The following is an 18,447-nucleotide window of genomic DNA, read 5'->3' on the forward strand; positions in this document are numbered from 1 at the left end:
CTTTTGTTTTTTCACAAGCCTGGGAAATTCAAAAAGTATAATATTACAATATAAGAAAGGATCACGCACAAAAGTTGGGTCTGTTGAAAAATAAGTATTTATTTAGCTGTTAAATAGAAACGGATAAAATAAATTGTGAAAGAAGAACTATCATTGGAGCTATCGGTGGCTCTATTTTTACCAGAAGAGATATTAAGTTGACGAGTTAAAAGGTATAACTAATACCGGTGTAGATGCCTACGGAGTATGGTTTATAACTGCTTCCTTTTTCTGTTACTGAGTTCATGAAATACTTAATTCTCGGTTCAAAGTTAAAGTCCAAAGATTTGAATAAGGGAGTTCGTAATCCTAAACCAATGATAGCGGAATAGTTGATATTGTTTATATCTTCCATTTCCCCTATTTTATTTTTCGAGCTGTTTTCTAATTTATAGGCGCTATTGCCTATTAAGAAATGCGTACTCATACCACCAGAGATAGAAAGCCCCACTGACCTATCTAAAATGTTGTAGCGTAAAAGGAAGGGGACTTCAATATAGTCCAGTTCTTGTTGCACTTTTATAAGATCAAGATCTTTTGAAGTATAGGTATTTTTGCTGTCGGCATTGACTTGCATATTGGCACTGGATTTGGACACATCCATAATCAGGTCCTGTTGTGCTGTGCTTTTAAGTTTGATTTGACCCATGGAGTTTTGCAAGTTGGGTTCTGTACTGCGCACGCCTGCACTAAAGGAGGCACTGTAGAGCATGTTTTCTGATCGGCCAAGGAGAGGGTTGCTAAATTTTTGACCCATACGAGAATAGTATAAGCCGGTTTCTACACCCCATCTTTTTCTGGTTTTGATATGTAGATGGATACCACCTGTATAAGTCATAATTCCATCTTCGTCAACCGCTTTTGTTTGATTGGCGGTTGATGCTTGTGTTTCTCGATAAGAATAACTGGGGGAAAATTGACCTCCTAAGGCAAACTGGAGCGCTCTTTTTTTATTCTCTTCGTTCTCATCAGAGGGATTGTTTGTGCTAAAGAGTGGCTTGATGGTAGCTTGTTTCATTAAATGAATAATGGCTTGTTGGTTTTGAGAATAGAAGAGTTGGGTAGCATCAACAGGTAATGCCCTGGCAATATGAAGGTCTTGTGCCGTTCTTAAAGGGTGAGCAGTAGAGAGCGCGTGTGTAGTTGTTTTGTCTGGTATATGGTTGCTGGTCATGGGCGCAGATTGTGGTGCACTGCCTTTGGGTGGAGTGATTGGCTTCGCTTGGTTGCTACTGCTTGCTTTGTGTGATATTGTTTGTGTGTTATTTTCGTAGGCCACTAGGGCTTCATGGGTAGTATATCTTGTTGTTGGTTTTGGTTTATCTGTAATCTCGTTTATTTCTTTGGTATAGCCTATATGTGCAGTGTCATTCGTACTATCAGTACTTTCGAGTGCTGTTGTGATGTTTGTGTTTATACTATTTTTGTCCGCGATGAGGCTGTTGTTTGTTGTGTGACGATACAATAGTCCTCCCAATACTATAAGTCCAATAAATGCAGCAGCTATGCTTCTCCAAAAAACGATGACTTTTTTATTGTTTTGGGTAGCTTGTAGCTCTTTCTGAATTGCATCCCACACATGGGCAGGAGGTGTCTCCGAGAAGTTGGCAAGTCCATCTTTAAATATATGATCTATATCTTTGTTCGTATTCATCTTTTGTTCATGCTGTTTGCGATTCTTTATTGCTTTTTTTTATTAGCTTTTGTTTTAAAATTTTTCTGGCTCGTGATAGGTTCGATTTGGAAGTGCCCACTGATATCCCCAGTGATGCTGCAATTTCTTGATGAGTAAGTCCTTCCAGTGCATATAAATTAAATACAAGTTTATATTTAGGAGGCAAAGATTCTATTAACTCAAGCAGTTCTTTGGTTGAATATGCAGGTGGTTCAGGACTGGTGTCTTCGTATTCTATCTGATATTGTTCTATGGAGTCCACCAAATAAAGGGGGTTCTTCTTACGGAAGGATTCAATAATTGTGTTTACCATTATTCTACGCATCCAGCCTTCGAATGAGCCTTCAAACCTAAACTTATGTATGTTTTTAAATATTTTGATGAACCCTTCTTGTAAATTATCCTCTGCCTCCGTTCTGTCTTTACAATATTGAATACAGACACCCAGTAACCACGGCGAAAAATTCTGGTACAGAATTTTTTGCGCTTTAGCACTGTTTTTTTGACATCGTTTTATAATTTCAACCAGATTCTCCACGCTTTTTAAATTATCCTCATTGCTTCTAAGTTAAATCTTTACAGCTTTTGCTCAAAAAAAATTGAAGATAATGTTTTAGGCTAGATGAATCTGGTTCACAAAGGTTGCGTGTGGGGCATGCAAACTAGTAGTTTTTTTTAATGCGATCTATTTCGCGCTTGGCATCTTTGGTTTTAAGTGTTTCTCTTTTGTCATGGCTTTTCTTACCCTTGGCCAGTCCTATTTCTAATTTGGCCCATCCTTTTTCTGTAATAAATACTTGAAGAGGAATAATGGTGAGACCTGATTCTTTTGTCTTCCTGTCTAGTTTGCTGAGTTCTTTTTTATGCAACAAAAGCTTCCGTTCGCGCAATGGCATGTGGTTGTTGTATGTGCCAAAAAAATATTCAGATATATTAAAGCCCCTTACCCAAAGCTCATTGTTTATAAAGTAGCAGTAGGCTTCTACCAAGCTTGCTTTTCCTAGTCTTAAGGATTTTATTTCGGTGCCGGACAATTGTACTCCTGCTACGAATTTCTCTAGTATTTCGTAATCGAAGTAGGCTTTTTTGTTGCGTATGTTAATTTTATTTTGTTTCGACATGATGGTTGCAATAGATGTTGATAATTGGACGGAAATAAAGTGGAATTTTTTAATAAAATCCAACTATTTCGATAAATATAATTGAAATAAAGTAAGGAACAAACATCAGTAGTAAACTTACTATTATGGTAAAAACAACTCGGAGGTCACGTGATTCAAACTCTCCCATACCTTTGGTGGCCAGCCAAACCAAATATATGGTATATATCCCTATAAATTGTAAAAAGTATATCTGAGGGATTAGCGAAGTGATAATTACTATGAGATATAAAATAATAGAATTATACGCCGAAATCTTAAATGATAGAAGCTTTAAATTGTTGCTGAAGGTGTTTAATGTAAACTTAGGTATGATTTTAAGGATTATAAAATGAGAAATGTATAGACCAAAAAAGAAGGAGGCAAACTGCGACAGTGCTTTTTTTAGCGCTGTTTCAAATGGGTAGCCCTGGTGTGAAGCAATATAGCTGATAAATGTAATCAACGATAACGTCGCAAGGTAGGGCAATACATAATCACTTAAAATATTATTGATGTCAGACTTTTCTTTATGAATGGAATCCCATTCTTGTTTGGGTGCAATAAGAAGATTCTTGGTTCTTACCAATAATTTTTTATACTTTTCGCCTAGGCTTTCCTGTTTTTTTGTGGCTTCCATATTATCCTTATTTAAAACCTATGTGCATTAAAAAAACGTACTAAATTAATTAGCTTTGTGGGGCAAAAGTATAAAAAATCGAGTCAATTGCTTTATGATTAATTCTAATAAATATAATTTACTGGTAGTATTGGGACCTACAGCCAGTGGAAAGACCGCCTTAGCAGTGCCCTTAGCATATGAGATCAACGGAGAAATTATCAGTGCTGACTCTCGTCAGGTATATCGAAATATGGACTTGGGTACAGGGAAAGACTTAGATGAATATGTGGTGGAGGGGCAGCAAGTACCTTATCACCTGATTAATATAGCTGATGCAGGTTATAAATACAATGTTTATGAATATCAGAGAGATTTTTTTAAGGCATTTGAAGATATCCATCGTAGAGATAAATTTCCGGTGATGTGCGGAGGAACGGGTATGTACATAGAGGCTGTGTTAAATGGTTATAAAATGATCCAGGTGCCTTCAAACCCAATGCTGCGCAAGAAATTGGAAAGTAATACCCTGGATGAGTTGGCGGGTGTTTTGTCTTCGATGAAGCGCTTGCATAATACCACTGAAGTGGATACAAAAAAGAGAGCAATCAGGGCCATTGAAATAGAGACCTACTATCAGAGTCATCCGGAAATAGAGGTGGAATTGCCAGAACTACGTCCTTTAATCATAGGCGTGCATATTGATAGAGAAAAAAGACGAGAGAAGATTACCCAACGTTTGCGATCCAGATTAAAAGAAGGGATGGTGGAAGAGGTAAAAAGGATATTGGAGGCTGGTGTAAATGCCGAAGATTTATTATATTATGGTCTGGAATATAAATATTTGACGCTATACGTAATGGGAGAGCTATCCTTCGAGCAAATGTTCGAAAGATTAAATATCGCTATTCATCAGTTTGCGAAACGTCAGATGACATGGTTTAGAAAAATGGAAAGAAATGGTTTTCAGATTCATTGGGTAGACGCCAATGATTCTATTGAAGATAGATTATCTAAGATTAAAGAATTGTTACAAGGCTGATCTTGTATTATGTGTAAGTTAAGTTTATTTTTATTTGATCAGTGAAATAGGAGGGTTTAAAGGAAAAAAGCATGGTTTGATGCAAATATTCTGCTCTGTAGTAAACAATTTCTTCTGATGTCCGTAAGCTATGTTACGCTGCATTCAAACGTAGATAGAATTGAGGATTTATGGATAATATAGATTTATATATAGGTAGAATTTCAAAGCTTGCCAACCGAAATAAGGAACTTAAGCGCAAAATGAATGAGATTGTAAGTCGATACAATTTTATTCAGAAACAAAACGACAAGTACCTGAGTTTATTATCCAGCTTTTCGTTCGATGATGAAGATCAAAAGATATCCCGAAAAAAAATTCATCGTTTTAAAAGAGCTTCCTTACTTTATGCTTCCATTGAGGGCTTTCATAAGCTGAGTGGTCATCCGAATGCAGAACGACTCATGGATAAGTTGGATGAGCTTCAATTAACCATTGATACCATTGCTAAAAGGTATCATATTGTAAAAATTAAAACGGTGGGTGATGTGTTTATCTATGGTGGCGGTATGATGGAAGAAAACAGTACAAATCCCATAGATGTTATTTTAGCGGCTTTTGAAATGCGACAGGCAGCTATCGATATTAATGGAGGAGAGAATAATACGGCATTTTGGGAATTAAGCATCGGCATACATACAGGACCCGTTTTGGCAGAACCAACAGGAAGAAAGGCTACGCCATTCCGCTTGGCAGGCGAGGCGGTTAATTTTACCAGTCGTATTGGTAAGGCCAGCTCCTCTAATAAAGTAAATATTTCAGCCATGACTTACGAATTGGTAAAGGAATTTTTTAGTTGTGGTATGTTGGGGGATATTCCCGTTAAGTATAAGGGATTTGTGGAAGTGTACCAAGTAGATGGTATACTACCTCAACTGGAGGATGCTGAACATAAAGGAAAAAAGAACAAGACCTTTGATGTTAAGTATTCGTTGATTCAGTTTTTAGATATCCAAGAAGAAGTGCTGGATATGATGGAGCAGAATTTGCCAGAAAACCTCTTTTATCACAACATAAAGCATACCATTGATGTGGTTACAGAAGTTGAGTTGATTGGCTGGGCCGAGGGACTGAGTGAAGAGGAGATTTTGATGGTGAAACTGGCTGCTTTGTTTCACGACTCAGGACATGTGATTAGTTATGATGAGCATGAGCTACATGGAACGGTGATAGCCAGAAATATGTTGGCCAAATATGATTTTTCAGACGATATGATGGCTACGATCTGTGATTTGATTATGGCGACTAAGTTTCCACCTGAACCTAAAAATATTTTAGAAAAGGTAATTTGTGATTCAGATTTGGATTATCTGGGAAGAACAGATTTTATTCCGGTATCAAATATGCTTTACGAAGAGTTAAAAGTACGGAATATGATTGGCTCCTTTAATGAGTGGAACCAAAGACAATTGACTTTTATTCGTAAGCATCAATATTATACCAATACAGCACAACATCTCCGAGAGGTAAACAAAAATAAGCAGATTGAACGATTGGAACTTTTATTGGCTTCTGCATCCATGGATCAATAGGAATCCGTATTATTCTGTGTGGGGTTGAGGTTCCGTTTATGGTGATCGGATTCGCTTACGTTTTAAGTTGCATAGGTTGTTTGTAGTAGTCGTAAACTATTTAGTGGCTGCAAGAAAACGACTGTTTCAAAAATGAGAATAACGCAGTATTTGGAGTTTTCTTGCAAAGACTATTTACCTCTGTTTATACCATCACTTTGGGAGCTGTGATTTTGTTTATGCTTGAAAAATTCAGAAGAATACTTGTGGAATAAAAAAATACCTTAGTTTTGTGTCGCAAAATCAAAAACACGAGTGTAGGCAGTGTTGAAGAGAAGAATTGTGTTTATTTCAAATAGAAAAAGATCGGTGTAAGAATTCCTTATGGATGTTATATGAAGAAAGTAATTATTTGGGTGGAGTTTGAGAACTTATTAAGCATTGGAGACTTGTCCAATAAAGCAGATCTTAAAATCACCATTGAAGGAGATGCAAAAAAAGTGGATATCGTATCCCAGATGGATCTGAAATCGGGATATGAGTTTGAATTTGAGGAGTATGGAGAGTATTGTGTCTCGTTGGAGAATGAGAAGATTAACTACAAAGAAAATTTTATATTTGATAAGCATACGGATGATTTAGAGATTGTTGTGCCGTAAGGGATGTATATGCCATCGTATTGTCCTTATTGTTTGTCAAGTCTGATATTGGTGGCAATGAAGGAATAGTTGAAGGTATGGAAGGGTAATGATATTTTTATATTCATTATTTTTGGAATGTTTCTGTCGAATGTTTGTATTCTATCTGAAATTTATTAAAATTGCACTTCACAAACATTTATTCGTATTAAGGAGATAGTAGCTCTTAAATCTGCATCTGCAATAGTGTCTGCAAGAAAAACAGTTGTTTTTTCTAATACTAGCTAAGAAAAGGGTAAAAATTAGGCTTTATGGCTATTGAGTAATGGGTAGTTTACTTTTTGTAAATATCTGTTTCTTGGTGGATCATATGCTGTGTTGTAGCTTTTTTTTAAATAAAGTATTAAATCTGTCTGACATTGTAAACCATCAGAATATTATTTACCTAAAGGTAGGGAGAAAAATATGAATCAAGATAAAATTAAAGCCATTGCCGCACGCATGAAAGTTCTGCGTGAGGTGTGTGATTGTAGTATGGATGCCGCTTGTGAGGCATTAGGTATCGATAAAGATACGTACAGTAGTTATGAAGAAGGACTTGTGGACATTCCGGTTGGTTTTCTTTATAGTTTCGCCAGTTATTTTAAGGTAGAACTAGTTGCCTTATTGACAGGTAGCGAGCCGCGTCTGCAAGATTTTTCTGTGGTAAGAGCTGGTCGCGGACTTAAAGTGAATAGGAATAAACCATATAGTTATATGAATCTGGCCTATAATTTCCAAGGAAAGAAGGCTGAACCATTTTTGGTGACGGTCTTTCCTAAGCATGAAAGGTTAGAACAGAGTAGCCACGAAGGGCAGGAAATCAATTATGTGATTGAAGGCAGGCTAATGGTAAAAATTGAAGATCATGAAGTGATACTGGAAGAAGGTGATTGTTTGTATTTTCATTGTAGCAAACAGCATGGAATGAAAGCGTTAGATAATAAAGAAGCTAAATTTTTAGCAATAATAATAGCATAGTAAGAGCAGATGTATTATAAAGATTACATTAATAATTTTAGAGAATATAATTCGTATGAAGATTTTTATCAACATTATGAATTAAATGTACCCGATGAGTTTAATTTTGCCTATGATGTGGTGGAGCGAGCCGGACTGGAATTTCCGGATAGAGAAGCTTTGGTATGGCATGATCAAGAGGATGTAAAAAGGTTTACTTTTGCAGACTTGAGTAAAGCAAGTAGTCGGACAGCGCATTATTTTAAGTCTTTAGGAATCAATAAGGGTGATGCGGTGATGGTAATGCTAAAAAATCGTTATGAATTTTGGTTTTGTTTGCTTGCGCTGCACCGTATTGGTGCCATCGCTGTGCCAGCTACACATATGTTGACTAAAAAAGATATTTTATACAGAAATACAAAGGCGAGTATAAAGGCGATCGTATCTATTCATGATGAGCGTTTGTTGCAAGCAGTGGATGAAACGATGGAAGTTTCCGATTCATTAAAAATACGGGTGCTTATTGAAGGTCAAAGGGAAGGATGGTCTAATCTGCATGAAGGTATAAAAGGGATGTCAGAAGTTTTTGAGCGACCAACAGGGGTTAATCGAATAAAAAATGAAGATACCATGCTGCTGTATTTTACTTCCGGAACAACAGGTGATCCAAAGATGGTTGAGCATTGTTTTACTTACCCATTGGGACATATCACAACAGCTCGATATTGGCATAGGGTAATTGATGGTGGTTTACATTATACTTTGGCAGATACTGGATGGGCCAAAGCTGTATGGGGAAAGATTTATGGACAGTGGTTATGTGGTAGTGCGGTTTTTGTTGCGGAATATAAAAAGTTTACCCCCACAGATGTACTGGTTGATATTCAAAAGTTTGGTGTTACTACATTTTGTGCTCCACCAACGATTTATCGTTTCTTGATTCAGAATGGATTGCGTGAATATGACTTGTCGTCGTTGAAACATTGTACGGTTGCAGGAGAGCCATTGAGTGCTGTTGTGTTTTCGAAATTTAAAGGTTATACTGGTATTGAGCTGTGTGAAGCTTATGGGCAAACAGAAGTAACAGTGGTATCAGGTACTTTCCCGGGTGTTACGCCTAAGCCTGGTTCTATGGGTAAAGCAGCTCCCGGCTATGAATTGCTTTTGGTGGATGAGAACGATGAACCTGTTGAAGTAGGCGAAGAGGGTGAGATCGTGATACTGACAAAAGAGAAAACGCCCGTAGGTATGTTTTCAGGTTATTATCGGGCCAAAAATTATACAAACAGTGTGTGGTCAAACGGAATGTATCATACTGGAGATACTGCTTGGAAGGATCAGGATGGCTATTTTTGGTTTGTGGGACGTGCGGATGATGTGATAAAAAGTTCCGGTTATAGAATAGGGCCTTTTGAAGTGGAAAGTGCACTGATGTCTCATCCTGCAGTGGTTGAATGTGCTATTACGGGAGTGCCAGATCCCGTCAGAGGACAAGTTGTAAAAGCTACTATAACTCTGGCAAAGGGCTATGTTGCCTCTGATGATCTGGTTGTCGATATTCAGTCTCATGTTAAAAAAGTAACCGCTCCGTATAAATATCCACGGGTGGTTGAATTTGTTGAAGAGTTGCCCAAGACGATTAGTGGTAAGATACGTCGCACAGAGATCAGAAAACATAAATAGTTTTCTTGCAGCCACAAAATGGTGATGGATGTGATTCTTGGTATTTATCTTTATCGTCTGGAATGAAGAGATTATGTTCATATTGATTTGATTAAAGTCCCAAAGTGCATTAGAACTTCTGTATGGATTTTTTGGTGCATTTTGTGGGTTATAGTCTCTTGCTAACGCCGGCTCTGGGGCTATTGTTCTGGCCTGCCCTGTGGTTCATTAATTGATAGCTGTGTACATTAATAGAAGATATCCTTTAGATGAGAGTTCTTGAATATGGTTATGGATAAATTGTAAAGACTTTCGTTATACTTGAAATTATTATTAAAATAGAATATCAACACCTTTAACTTCAAATCCTTAGTTTAAAATATGCTTTCCGCTTGAAGATTTCCGATAGGATACGATCTGGAAATAATCTAATATTCCTGCTGGTAAAAATAGAGCCACCGATAGCTCCAATGATAGTTCTTCTTTCACAATTTATTTTATCCGTTTCTATTTAATAGCTAAATAAATACTTATTTTTCACAGACCCAACTTTTGTGCGTGATCCATATTTAGTATGCTTTGCCGTAGATTTATTTCTTTTTTAACCATAAAACAAAGGGGATGGCACCCAATGCCAGTATGGAGGCAATAAAATATGTTTTTTCAAGACCGAGCCAGTCTCCCATGGCTCCTGCAAAGAATACAGCTAAGGCTGCAGAAACAAAATTTACGGTCATATAAATGCTGTTCATAAACACAGGAAATTCTTTGGATCTATCCTGTACCAGAGCTATAAGTACTGGTCCAGGAGCAAATACAAAAAATCCTAATATGATTAGAAAGACCAAGGAGAGCCAATTTTGGGATTGGATAAATAAGAGCATGATAAAGGGAGAGATAATACTGATGATTAATAGGGTGTTAACCCGACCTATTCTGTCGGAAATGCTTCCCGATAATATGGTTCCGGCTGCTCCAGCTAACTGAAAGACTGCCAGGGCTGAATTAGCAAACCATAAAGTCTCTCCTCTTTCTGAATAGAAGAAGGTTGGTAAAAAGGCGGTTAGGCTAGATTTCATGACAGCTCTGAAAATGGTAAAGCCGATGAGAACCGAAAAGAATGGTAAATATTTTTTTAAGGCCAATAGTATTTCTCCTTTTTCTGATTTCTTATTCTTTATTTCATTGGATATTTTAATGTTTTTAAGTTTGAAGAATAGGATGAAGGAAGCTGTTAGTCCAAATGGTATCAATTTCCATGTGCCTGCAAGTCCCCAGTATGAAACGGAGGCGGTGATGATGAGTGGACCGGCTGTTCTGGCTAGTTCACCTCCAAACATATAGTAGCTCATTCCTCTTCCTGTTTGTTTGCCGGATAAGCGTTTCACCATTGTGGGGGAGGGGACGTGGAATACTGCGCTGCTGATTCCCATGGTGAAGAGTAATACGCAGATGATGGTAAAGGATGGAGCTATCCCCAGTAGGCTCATGGCTATGGCTGTAATGGCAGGAGCTACGATAACAAAATACCTGGCTGCTGTTTTTTCTGCAATGATGCCAATGAGAGGGTTTAGAAACCAAGGAATGCGCATTATTAGATCCCATATGGAAGCCAAAGCCAATGAGACACCAAATTTTTCTATTAGTAATGGTCGAAGTGGAGCCAGAAAAGAAGAATAGATGTCGTGCAACATATGTGATGCAGCGATTAAAATTACATTTCCGGATTGAAATTTCTTAGATGTTTGTTCTTCTTTCATTGGTATAAATCAAAATTTAACATCGAATCAGTTACGCTTGCTTTGTAAGATCTTTAAACAACTTTTAAAACAATTTTACCCACATGTTTTTTGTCAAGAAATAATTGTTGAGCCTTAGCGATATCTTTTAGAGGAAATGTTGCTGAAACTAATGGTGAAATATCTTTGTTTTCGATAAGTTTGATTAGGTTTGGGAAAATGTTTTCTTCGAGAATTGTGCAGCCAAAAAAAGATAAATCTTTTAAGTAAAGCGTTCGTATGTCTAGCTTTACGTGCGGATCCCCAATGGCTCCAGCTACCGCATATCTTCCGCGTGGTTTGAGCGCGTTTATTAAATCGGGCCATTGTTTTCCTGCGACTAAATCAATGACAACATCGATGGAATTTTCACCCAATTTTTCGATGATATTTTCGTCTCTTAATATAACTTCGTCTGCACCTATTTTTAAAACCTTTTCTTTTTTTGTTTTGCTAGTTATGGCGATGACTCTCGCAGCCCGTGCCTTAGCTAATTGAACAGTAGCCGATCCAACACCTCCGGAGGCTCCAGTAATTAATACGGTTTCGCCTTTGGTGACATGCGATCGGGATAGCATGTTTTCTGCGGTGGAGTATGAACAAGGAAAAGATGCCAGTTCCACGTCGCTAAGGTCGCTTTCTATGGCAAAGGCGTGTCTGGATGAAACGACCGTATATTCGGAAAAACCACCATCGCATTCAGAGCCAAAATACCATGGTTGAGGAAGCGTATGTCCATTCGCTTCTTTTAAGCAGGGTTCAATAATGACCCGTTCATTTACTCGTTTCCTACTTACGTCCTTTCCCACAGAAACAATGTGACCGCAAACATCAGCACCTTGAATTCTAGGAAATTTCATAGCTTCACCGGACCAGCTGGCATCATTGCTGTCTCCGTTTTTCTTGGAATACCAAGCTTTTCGTGTGTTGATATCTGTATTATTTACAGCTGCTGCTCCAACTTTTATCAATACTTCATTGGGGCCTGGTGTAGGAACGGGGATGTCCTTTCTAAATTCCAACATGTTTATGTCGCCGTGTCCCATTAGATAGACACCGTTCATTTTTTTTGGTATTTTTTTCATATGTTTATAATTTGTTTCTTAATGGTCATATGGAACTTGCCGTGATAATCATTCACCTGTGTGAGAGATCACTCTCATGGCTCGTTTCATATGTTTAAAAAATAGCTAAACTTCATTAATCTGTGCAAATCTTAGCTTATTATTGTTTTATTGCAGAATGTAAAATAAAGCGTTCATCCTGAGATGTATGTGTTGCTTTTGTTTTGTGAACTGGTCTCAGGCTCTTCGTGATGTCTTGAAGGTTGCGAAATGTATTAAAAATAAAAGCACTTACAAAATTAATTGTAAGTGCTTTGTTTTAGTAGCGAGAGGCGGGCTTGAACCGCCGACCTCGTGATTATGAATCACGCGCTCTAACCAGCTGAGCTACCTCGCCCTATGTTCACAAAAACGCTTTGTTTTGTTACAACACTCATTTCGTTTTTGCGGTTGCAAATGTAAGTGATTATTTGTTATTAACCAATAGAGAATAGGGAAAAAAACGATATTTTTTTTTGTCTACAATATATGTTATTACTTGTCAATACTTTATGTCTTTGAAAAAAATAGATTATTAAAATCGTCGGTCTTGTCATTTGTGTATATTGAAAAAAACTTACTTCCGTTGTAACTTGTTTGTGCTGGTAAGCGTCAAATTGTATAGAATGGATAGTAAGCAAAGTGATAAAATAATTCTAAAGCAGATTAAGCAAGGAGATGTCTCTTCCTATTCGGTTTTGGTTCATAGGTATAGATGTATGGCATATACCTTGGCTATTAGTATCACTAAAAACAAGGAAGATGCCGAAGAAGTGGCACAAGATGCCTTTGTGAAAGCTTACAAAAACTTGGATTCGTTTCAGGGAAAATCTAAATTTAGTACTTGGCTGTATCAGATTGTATATAGGACAGCCCTCAGTAAGGTGAGATTAAAGAAGCATCAATGGCAATCTATTGATGAAGATGTACAAGGTTTAGTGAAGTTTGATGAAGGGCAAGCTGATGTTATGGAGCAGCAGGATAGGAAACAAATCGTTCATGAAGCCATCAGCAGGTTAAAGGGGGATGATGGTTTTTTATTGATTTTGTATTATTATAAGGAATTAAATATTGAGGAGTTGGCCTCTCTTACCGGGTATTCGATAAGTAATGTGAAGGTGAAATTACATAGAGCCCGAAAAAAATTGCACGAGCAATTGCAGATAATGATGAATGGCCATGCACGTTTTTTAATGGACATTTGAATAATGGAAAGTACAGAAAAACATATGGAAAACGACAAGTTGGTAAAGGAGTTTTTTGAATCCTTTGGTCCGCTGGAGCCTTCTGATGAATTCACAAAACGAACGATGAATATTGTGTTGCAAGAGTGGGTGAGTCAGCCTCAAGTGCTGAATACTAAGGTGAGTGTCAGGAGCAAAGTTTGGATTGGCGTTTCTGTGGTGTTGGCGGGAATACTGATATATCTTTTTGATGTGAAGCAAATTGGAACGAAAGATTCTATGTTTGGAATCTATGAGCTGCAAGAATCTTTTATTCAATTGATGCGTAGTTCCTTGTCGGAATTTGCACATGTACCCTCTGTGGTTTATTTTGTTGTAGCTGCTATCATTATGCTATTGGTGATCGATAAAATGATCAACAGTCTTGTTAAGAGTTGAAAATAAAATAGCTTTTCTACTTATAAGGTAGTGAGATATCCTATTTTCCCAAATAATTGTATTATTTTTGTGCTCCGAATTTTGTAAATTAAGTAATCAGTGAGTTCAGATTCAAGGTACAATCAAAGAGGGGTTTCCGCATCCAAGGAAGATGTGCATAACGCCATAAAAGACATCGACAAAGGTTTATATCCCAAAGCGTTTTGTAAAATAATACCCGATATTTTATGCGGAGATGAGGCATATTGCAATATTATGCATGCCGATGGTGCAGGAACAAAATCATCATTGGCATACTTGTATTGGAAAGAAACAGGAGACATCTCTGTATGGAAAGGAATTGCACAGGATGCGTTGATCATGAATCTGGATGATCTGCTTTGTGTGGGAGCTACGGATAATATACTTCTTTCTTCGACTATTGGCAGGAATAAAAACTTGATTCCCGGTGAGGTGATTTCGGCCATCATCAACGGAACAGAAGAATTGTTGGCCGAACTTAGAGAGATGGGTATTTCCATTTATTCAACAGGAGGAGAAACGGCTGATGTGGGTGATTTGGTTCGTACTATCATTGTTGATTCCACAGTGACATGTCGTATGAAACGATCTGATGTGATTGATAATAAAAATATTGAGGCCGGTGATGTGATCGTTGCACTGTCTTCGTCGGGTAGGGCTTCCTACGAAAAAGAATACAATGGAGGAATGGGGAGTAATGGACTTACTTCTGCTCGTCATGATGTATTTGCCCATTATTTGGCAGACAAATACCCCGAAAGTTATGACCCCACTGTGCCTTCTGATTTGGTATATGCAGGGGGGTTAAAGCTAACCGATGCGGTAGATGGGGTTGATATGGATGCTGGTAAACTAGTGCTTTCTGCGACCAGAACTTATGCGCCGGTTATTAAAAGTATGTTGGATAAATATCGTTCTCAAATACATGGGATGGTACACTGTTCGGGAGGTGCGCAAACAAAAGTACTGCACTTTGTGGATCAGTTACATGTGATCAAGGATAACTTGTTTCCGGTTCCTCCTTTATTTAGAACCATACAAGAGCAGTCTGGTACGCCCTGGGATGAGATGTATAAGGTGTTTAATATGGGGCATCGCATGGAGTTGTATGTGCCGGAAGAAATTGCTGCTGATTTGATTCAGATAAGTAAGTCGTTTAATATTGATGCCCAGATTGTTGGACGATGTGAAGCAAGTGAAGTAAAAGAATTAACCATCCAAAGTGAGTACGGAACTTTTAAATATTAGAATGGATTGGCTTGTGATGAATGGCTAGGGGTAATTTAATTTAGAGGCAAGTAAATGTATTATATGATAATTTCAGGTTTTATATAAGTTCTAATGAAATCATGGTGAAAGAGTCTAATGTCTCTTAATTCTTATCTAAAAATCTAAATAAAAAAGAATGAGTAAAAGTAAATTGTTAGAAATGTTGGGTGGCGTAGTTATTCGTTTTCAGGAAGTATCTGAACAAATAACAGATCCAGAAGTGATTGCTGATACCAAACGATATATAAAGCTGAACAAGGAATATAAAGAGTTGGAACGCGTGGCCAGAGCCCACGACGAATATAAAACAACACTGGAAAATATTGCAGAGGCCAGAGAGATACTGAAAGTGGAGGATGATGCAGAGATGAAGGAGATGGCTAAGATGGAATTGGATGAGCTGGAGGCTAAACTTCCTGGAATGGAAGAAGAAATTAAGCTCTTGCTGATACCTGCCGACCCGGAGGATGGTAAAAACTGTGTGGTGGAACTGCGTGCAGGAACAGGAGGGGATGAGGCAAGTATTTTTGCAGGTGACCTTTTTCGTATGTATACAAAATTTTGCGAAAAACAAGGCTGGAAAGTGGATGTTACACACCAAAGTGAAGGAACATCAGGAGGCTTTAAGGAAGTTGTTTTTAATGTGAGTGGAGATGGTGTTTACGGCATCTTGAAATATGAATCGGGGGTGCATCGTGTACAACGAGTACCACAAACGGAGACGCAGGGAAGGGTGCATACTTCGGCTGCTTCTGTTGCGGTATTGCCTGAAGCAGAAGAGTTTGATATTGATTTACGGACAGAGGACATTCGTAAGGATACTTATTGTTCTTCAGGACCTGGTGGACAATCGGTGAATACTACTTATTCAGCCATTCGGTTGACACATATTCCTTCTGGTATAGTGGTGACTTGTCAGGATCAAAAATCTCAGCTAAAGAACTTGGATAAAGCGATGGTCGAGTTAAGAACCCGGCTGTATAACTTAGAATACCAAAAATACCTGGACGTCATCTCTTCAAAACGGAAGACCTTGGTTTCGACAGGTGACCGCTCTGCTAAAATTAGAACCTATAATTATCCACAGGGAAGGGTTACCGATCACCGTGTTAACTTTACAATGTATAATTTGCCTGCTGTTATGGATGGAGATATCCAAGGTATTATTGATAAGCTAATTGTTGAAGAGAATGCGGAGAGACTAAAAGCGAGTGAGTTATAAAAGTAATAACAGCATTTGTTGATATACTTTGATGACCTTGCATATATTAATATGTATATGCAAATTAGGCATTTTTAAATATATTTTATCATGACTTCTCAAGAACTATTCGAAAACATAAAAAAGAAAGGGAGTTTTTTATGTGTTGGTTTAGATACCGATATCAATAAGATTCCTCGTTTTCTGTTAGAAACAACGGATCCTTTGTTTGCATTTAACAAAGAAATTATAGATGCCACACATAAATATACTGTGGCCTATAAACCTAATTTGGCTTTTTATGAAAGTATGGGTGTTTCAGGATGGAACAGTTTGGAGAAAACTGTTAATTATATTCGTTATAATTATCCAGACATCTTTATTATTGCCGATGCTAAACGTGGTGATATTGGAAATACTTCTAATATGTACGCAAAAGCTTTCTTTGATACCATGGATTTTGACTCTGTAACGGTTGCTCCATATATGGGTGAGGATTCTGTGAAACCGTTTATGACATATGTGGATAAGTGGGTTATTCTTCTGGCATTGACTTCTAATAAAGGAGCGGCTGATTTTCAATATGTAACTGAGAATAATGAAAAACTATTCGAAAAAGTTATACGAAAGTCAAAGCAGTGGGGTACGGAAGACAACCTGATGTATGTGGTTGGTGCCACGAAGTCTGAAAAATTAAAGGAAATAAGAGATATTATTCCAGATCACTTTTTGTTGGTTCCGGGAGTGGGCGCTCAAGGGGGTAGTCTCAAAGAGGTGGCTCAAAATGGATTGAATAAGAAATGTGGTTTGTTGGTTAATTCTTCGCGTGGTATCATCTATGCCAGTGCTGAAAATGATTTTGCAGAAAAGGCCGGTCTTGCAGCCCGAGAAATACAACAAGAGATGAATAAGCTTTTAGTGGATAAAGGCTTGGTATAATATTGTAATTTATAAAATGTAAAAAGACAGTTTTGTGGAGAGAACTGTCTTTTTTTTGAGTTATGTTTAGAGGTGTAAATAAGCCGAAATTAATCCGTTATATCTTTGGATTAATGATGATGGGGCTGATGGTTGGTGTCTCGGAAAGGCTTGGAGAGAAGGAAATTATTTTTCCCGAAATAGCGGCGTTAATACTCGGATTGTGGATTATTGATAAGAAAGTTTGGGTTATAAGTAGACCTATGGTGGTGTTGCTGATGACAGTAAGCGCACTCTTTGGTGTTTTTCTTGTGCGTTATTCTCCTTTTCCTATGCTTGCAAATATTGCCATCTCCTTTGCCTTCACCTCCTTTTGTCTCTCTGTCAGTCGAACTACCTTGATTCCTATTATTTCTGCATCAATGTTACCCGTTTTGTTGAGTACGCATTCTTGGGTTTATCCACTGTCTGTTTTTGCAATGAGCCTTATATTGGTTTGTGTGCAGTGGTTTTTTGTGAAAACAGGATTGCATAAGCATGTGCATTTTGATGCAGAATTACATCCATATCAGCGAGCCCCATGGCATTGGGTGAAATTGCTTGTGGGGTTGATGTTCATCGCTTTTATTCCTGTGTATACTGGTAAAATGTACTTTATCGTGCCGCCACTTGTGGTAACGTTTGTAGAGTTTAGTTCATCTTCTGCTGGATTTCATAACCGTCCGCGACATATTTTCTTTGTTCTGGTCATTTCAGCTATACTAGGGTCTTTTTTTCAATATGTATTTCATATGTTATTAGGTGTGTCGGAAGTGATTACGGTACTGTTACTTTTTGTTTGTCAATTCGTTTTTATTGAAACCATTGGTAAACCTTTCGCTCCAGCCTGTGCTGTTGCACTTATTCCCATGATTATTCCAGATCAGAATGTACTTGCCTATCCCTTTCAGGTGACAGGTGGGGCCGCACTTTTTCTGATGATGGCAGTGGTCTTTTCTAAACCTAAATTTACAGCTATACTCCAAAATATTAAAAAGATCTAAGTTGATATTATGAATTTATTTTGATTAATTGGCAAAAATGAGATCATAAAAAGATATATACGGTAGAATAAATATTTATTTATAGTAGAATGTGTTGTGCTTTTATATTTATATTTTTGTTTTTTGCCA

17 protein-coding genes and 1 tRNA gene are annotated in these 18,447 nt (G+C 37.6%); 11 read left to right on the forward strand and 7 right to left on the reverse strand.

The genetic code is table 11. The features are described from left to right. Positions 1-205: 205 nt before the first annotated feature. The 4 genes from CYTFE_RS0101700 to CYTFE_RS0101715 all read right to left on the reverse strand — a co-directional run bounded on the left by CYTFE_RS0101700 (position 206) and on the right by CYTFE_RS0101715 (position 3,493). Positions 206-1,693 (reverse strand): outer membrane beta-barrel protein, encoded by a 1,488-nt coding sequence (locus tag CYTFE_RS0101700; RefSeq protein WP_027470393.1) that lies wholly within the window; start codon positions 1,691-1,693, stop codon positions 206-208. A 7-nt stretch (positions 1,694-1,700) separates the two neighbouring features. Continuing rightward, positions 1,701-2,252, reverse strand: a complete 552-nt coding sequence (locus CYTFE_RS0101705; protein WP_027470394.1) for an RNA polymerase sigma factor — start codon at positions 2,250-2,252, stop codon at positions 1,701-1,703. Positions 2,253-2,376: 124 nt separating this feature from the next. Continuing rightward, complete coding sequence (gene smpB / locus CYTFE_RS0101710) at positions 2,377-2,835, reverse strand: SsrA-binding protein SmpB (protein ID WP_027470395.1); 459 nt, start codon at positions 2,833-2,835, stop codon at positions 2,377-2,379. 49 nt (positions 2,836-2,884) lie between these two features. After that, on the reverse strand, positions 2,885-3,493 hold the full coding sequence (locus CYTFE_RS0101715; RefSeq protein ID WP_027470396.1) for a Yip1 family protein: 609 nt from the start codon (positions 3,491-3,493) through the stop codon (positions 2,885-2,887). A gap of 94 nt (positions 3,494-3,587) precedes the next feature. Here CYTFE_RS0101715 and miaA point away from each other — a divergent pair, with 94 nt between their 5' ends. From miaA to CYTFE_RS0101740, 5 genes are all read left to right on the forward strand, one after another. Beyond that, on the forward strand, positions 3,588-4,514 hold the full coding sequence (gene miaA, locus CYTFE_RS0101720) for a tRNA (adenosine(37)-N6)-dimethylallyltransferase MiaA (protein ID WP_027470397.1): 927 nt from the start codon (positions 3,588-3,590) through the stop codon (positions 4,512-4,514). A gap of 170 nt (positions 4,515-4,684) precedes the next feature. After that, the gene (locus CYTFE_RS0101725; RefSeq protein WP_027470398.1) at positions 4,685-6,085 is read left to right on the forward strand and encodes an adenylate/guanylate cyclase domain-containing protein; all 1,401 of its coding nucleotides are present in this window, start codon (positions 4,685-4,687) and stop codon (positions 6,083-6,085) included. A gap of 374 nt (positions 6,086-6,459) precedes the next feature. Next, the gene (locus CYTFE_RS0101730) at positions 6,460-6,723 is read left to right on the forward strand and encodes a hypothetical protein (protein ID WP_027470399.1); all 264 of its coding nucleotides are present in this window, start codon (positions 6,460-6,462) and stop codon (positions 6,721-6,723) included. Positions 6,724-7,167: 444 nt separating this feature from the next. Further along, positions 7,168-7,722, forward strand: coding sequence for a helix-turn-helix domain-containing protein (locus CYTFE_RS0101735; protein ID WP_027470400.1), 555 nt, complete (start codon positions 7,168-7,170; stop codon positions 7,720-7,722). Between the two features lie 9 nt (positions 7,723-7,731). Further along, positions 7,732-9,384 (forward strand): AMP-binding protein, encoded by a 1,653-nt coding sequence (locus CYTFE_RS0101740; protein ID WP_027470401.1) that lies wholly within the window; start codon positions 7,732-7,734, stop codon positions 9,382-9,384. A 569-nt stretch (positions 9,385-9,953) separates the two neighbouring features. On the opposite strand, the gene CYTFE_RS0101745 is transcribed toward CYTFE_RS0101740, so the two are convergent. The 3 genes from CYTFE_RS0101745 to CYTFE_RS0101755 all read right to left on the reverse strand — a co-directional run bounded on the left by CYTFE_RS0101745 (position 9,954) and on the right by CYTFE_RS0101755 (position 12,602). Beyond that, on the reverse strand, positions 9,954-11,123 hold the full coding sequence (locus CYTFE_RS0101745) for an MFS transporter (protein ID WP_044214282.1): 1,170 nt from the start codon (positions 11,121-11,123) through the stop codon (positions 9,954-9,956). 53 nt (positions 11,124-11,176) lie between these two features. After that, a complete protein-coding gene (locus tag CYTFE_RS0101750; RefSeq protein WP_027470403.1) occupies positions 11,177-12,226 on the reverse strand; it encodes an alcohol dehydrogenase family protein in 1,050 nt (349 codons plus the stop codon). A 302-nt stretch (positions 12,227-12,528) separates the two neighbouring features. Continuing rightward, a tRNA-Met gene (locus CYTFE_RS0101755) sits at positions 12,529-12,602 on the reverse strand. 268 nt (positions 12,603-12,870) lie between these two features. Here CYTFE_RS0101755 and CYTFE_RS0101760 point away from each other — a divergent pair. The 6 genes from CYTFE_RS0101760 to CYTFE_RS24510 all read left to right on the forward strand — a co-directional run bounded on the left by CYTFE_RS0101760 (position 12,871) and on the right by CYTFE_RS24510 (position 18,318). After that, positions 12,871-13,449 carry an RNA polymerase sigma factor gene (locus tag CYTFE_RS0101760; protein ID WP_027470404.1) on the forward strand — a complete coding sequence of 193 codons (579 nt, stop codon included), beginning with the start codon at positions 12,871-12,873 and terminating at the stop codon, positions 13,447-13,449. Positions 13,450-13,452: 3 nt separating this feature from the next. After that, positions 13,453-13,866, forward strand: a complete 414-nt coding sequence (locus tag CYTFE_RS28230; protein ID WP_052342925.1) for a hypothetical protein — start codon at positions 13,453-13,455, stop codon at positions 13,864-13,866. 99 nt (positions 13,867-13,965) lie between these two features. Beyond that, complete coding sequence (locus CYTFE_RS0101770) at positions 13,966-15,135, forward strand: AIR synthase related protein (protein ID WP_027470405.1); 1,170 nt, start codon at positions 13,966-13,968, stop codon at positions 15,133-15,135. Positions 15,136-15,292: 157 nt separating this feature from the next. After that, positions 15,293-16,378: a peptide chain release factor 1 gene (prfA, locus tag CYTFE_RS0101775; RefSeq protein WP_027470406.1), complete on the forward strand. Its 1,086-nt coding sequence runs from the start codon at positions 15,293-15,295 to the stop codon at positions 16,376-16,378. A gap of 90 nt (positions 16,379-16,468) precedes the next feature. Then, positions 16,469-17,296 (forward strand): orotidine-5'-phosphate decarboxylase, encoded by an 828-nt coding sequence (pyrF, locus tag CYTFE_RS0101780; RefSeq protein WP_027470407.1) that lies wholly within the window; start codon positions 16,469-16,471, stop codon positions 17,294-17,296. A gap of 62 nt (positions 17,297-17,358) precedes the next feature. After that, positions 17,359-18,318, forward strand: coding sequence for a hypothetical protein (locus tag CYTFE_RS24510; protein WP_044214281.1), 960 nt, complete (start codon positions 17,359-17,361; stop codon positions 18,316-18,318). The last annotated feature ends 129 nt before the right edge of the window (positions 18,319-18,447 follow it).

It is taken from the genome of Saccharicrinis fermentans DSM 9555 = JCM 21142, assembly GCF_000517085.1.
In the GTDB taxonomy this organism is placed as follows: domain Bacteria; phylum Bacteroidota; class Bacteroidia; order Bacteroidales; family Marinilabiliaceae; genus Saccharicrinis; species Saccharicrinis fermentans.

Excerpts from the sequence above, each read along its gene's own strand:
- CYTFE_RS0101700 (WP_027470393.1), bottom strand. The coding sequence starts at position 1,693 with ATGAATACGAACAAAGATATAGATCATATATTTAAAGATGGACTTGCC.
- smpB (WP_027470395.1), bottom strand. The coding sequence starts at position 2,835 with ATGTCGAAACAAAATAAAATTAACATACGCAACAAAAAAGCCTACTTC.
- CYTFE_RS0101715 (WP_027470396.1), bottom strand. The coding sequence starts at position 3,493 with ATGGAAGCCACAAAAAAACAGGAAAGCCTAGGCGAAAAGTATAAAAAA.
- miaA (WP_027470397.1), top strand. The coding sequence starts at position 3,588 with ATGATTAATTCTAATAAATATAATTTACTGGTAGTATTGGGACCTACA.
- CYTFE_RS0101725 (WP_027470398.1), top strand. The coding sequence starts at position 4,685 with ATGGATAATATAGATTTATATATAGGTAGAATTTCAAAGCTTGCCAAC.
- CYTFE_RS0101730 (WP_027470399.1), top strand. The coding sequence starts at position 6,460 with ATGAAGAAAGTAATTATTTGGGTGGAGTTTGAGAACTTATTAAGCATT.
- CYTFE_RS0101735 (WP_027470400.1), top strand. The coding sequence starts at position 7,168 with ATGAATCAAGATAAAATTAAAGCCATTGCCGCACGCATGAAAGTTCTG.
- CYTFE_RS0101740 (WP_027470401.1), top strand. The coding sequence starts at position 7,732 with ATGTATTATAAAGATTACATTAATAATTTTAGAGAATATAATTCGTAT.
- CYTFE_RS0101745 (WP_044214282.1), bottom strand. The coding sequence starts at position 11,123 with ATGAAAGAAGAACAAACATCTAAGAAATTTCAATCCGGAAATGTAATT.
- CYTFE_RS0101750 (WP_027470403.1), bottom strand. The coding sequence starts at position 12,226 with ATGAAAAAAATACCAAAAAAAATGAACGGTGTCTATCTAATGGGACAC.
- CYTFE_RS0101760 (WP_027470404.1), top strand. The coding sequence starts at position 12,871 with ATGGATAGTAAGCAAAGTGATAAAATAATTCTAAAGCAGATTAAGCAA.
- CYTFE_RS28230 (WP_052342925.1), top strand. The coding sequence starts at position 13,453 with ATGGAAAGTACAGAAAAACATATGGAAAACGACAAGTTGGTAAAGGAG.
- prfA (WP_027470406.1), top strand. The coding sequence starts at position 15,293 with ATGAGTAAAAGTAAATTGTTAGAAATGTTGGGTGGCGTAGTTATTCGT.
- pyrF (WP_027470407.1), top strand. The coding sequence starts at position 16,469 with ATGACTTCTCAAGAACTATTCGAAAACATAAAAAAGAAAGGGAGTTTT.
- CYTFE_RS24510 (WP_044214281.1), top strand. The coding sequence starts at position 17,359 with ATGTTTAGAGGTGTAAATAAGCCGAAATTAATCCGTTATATCTTTGGA.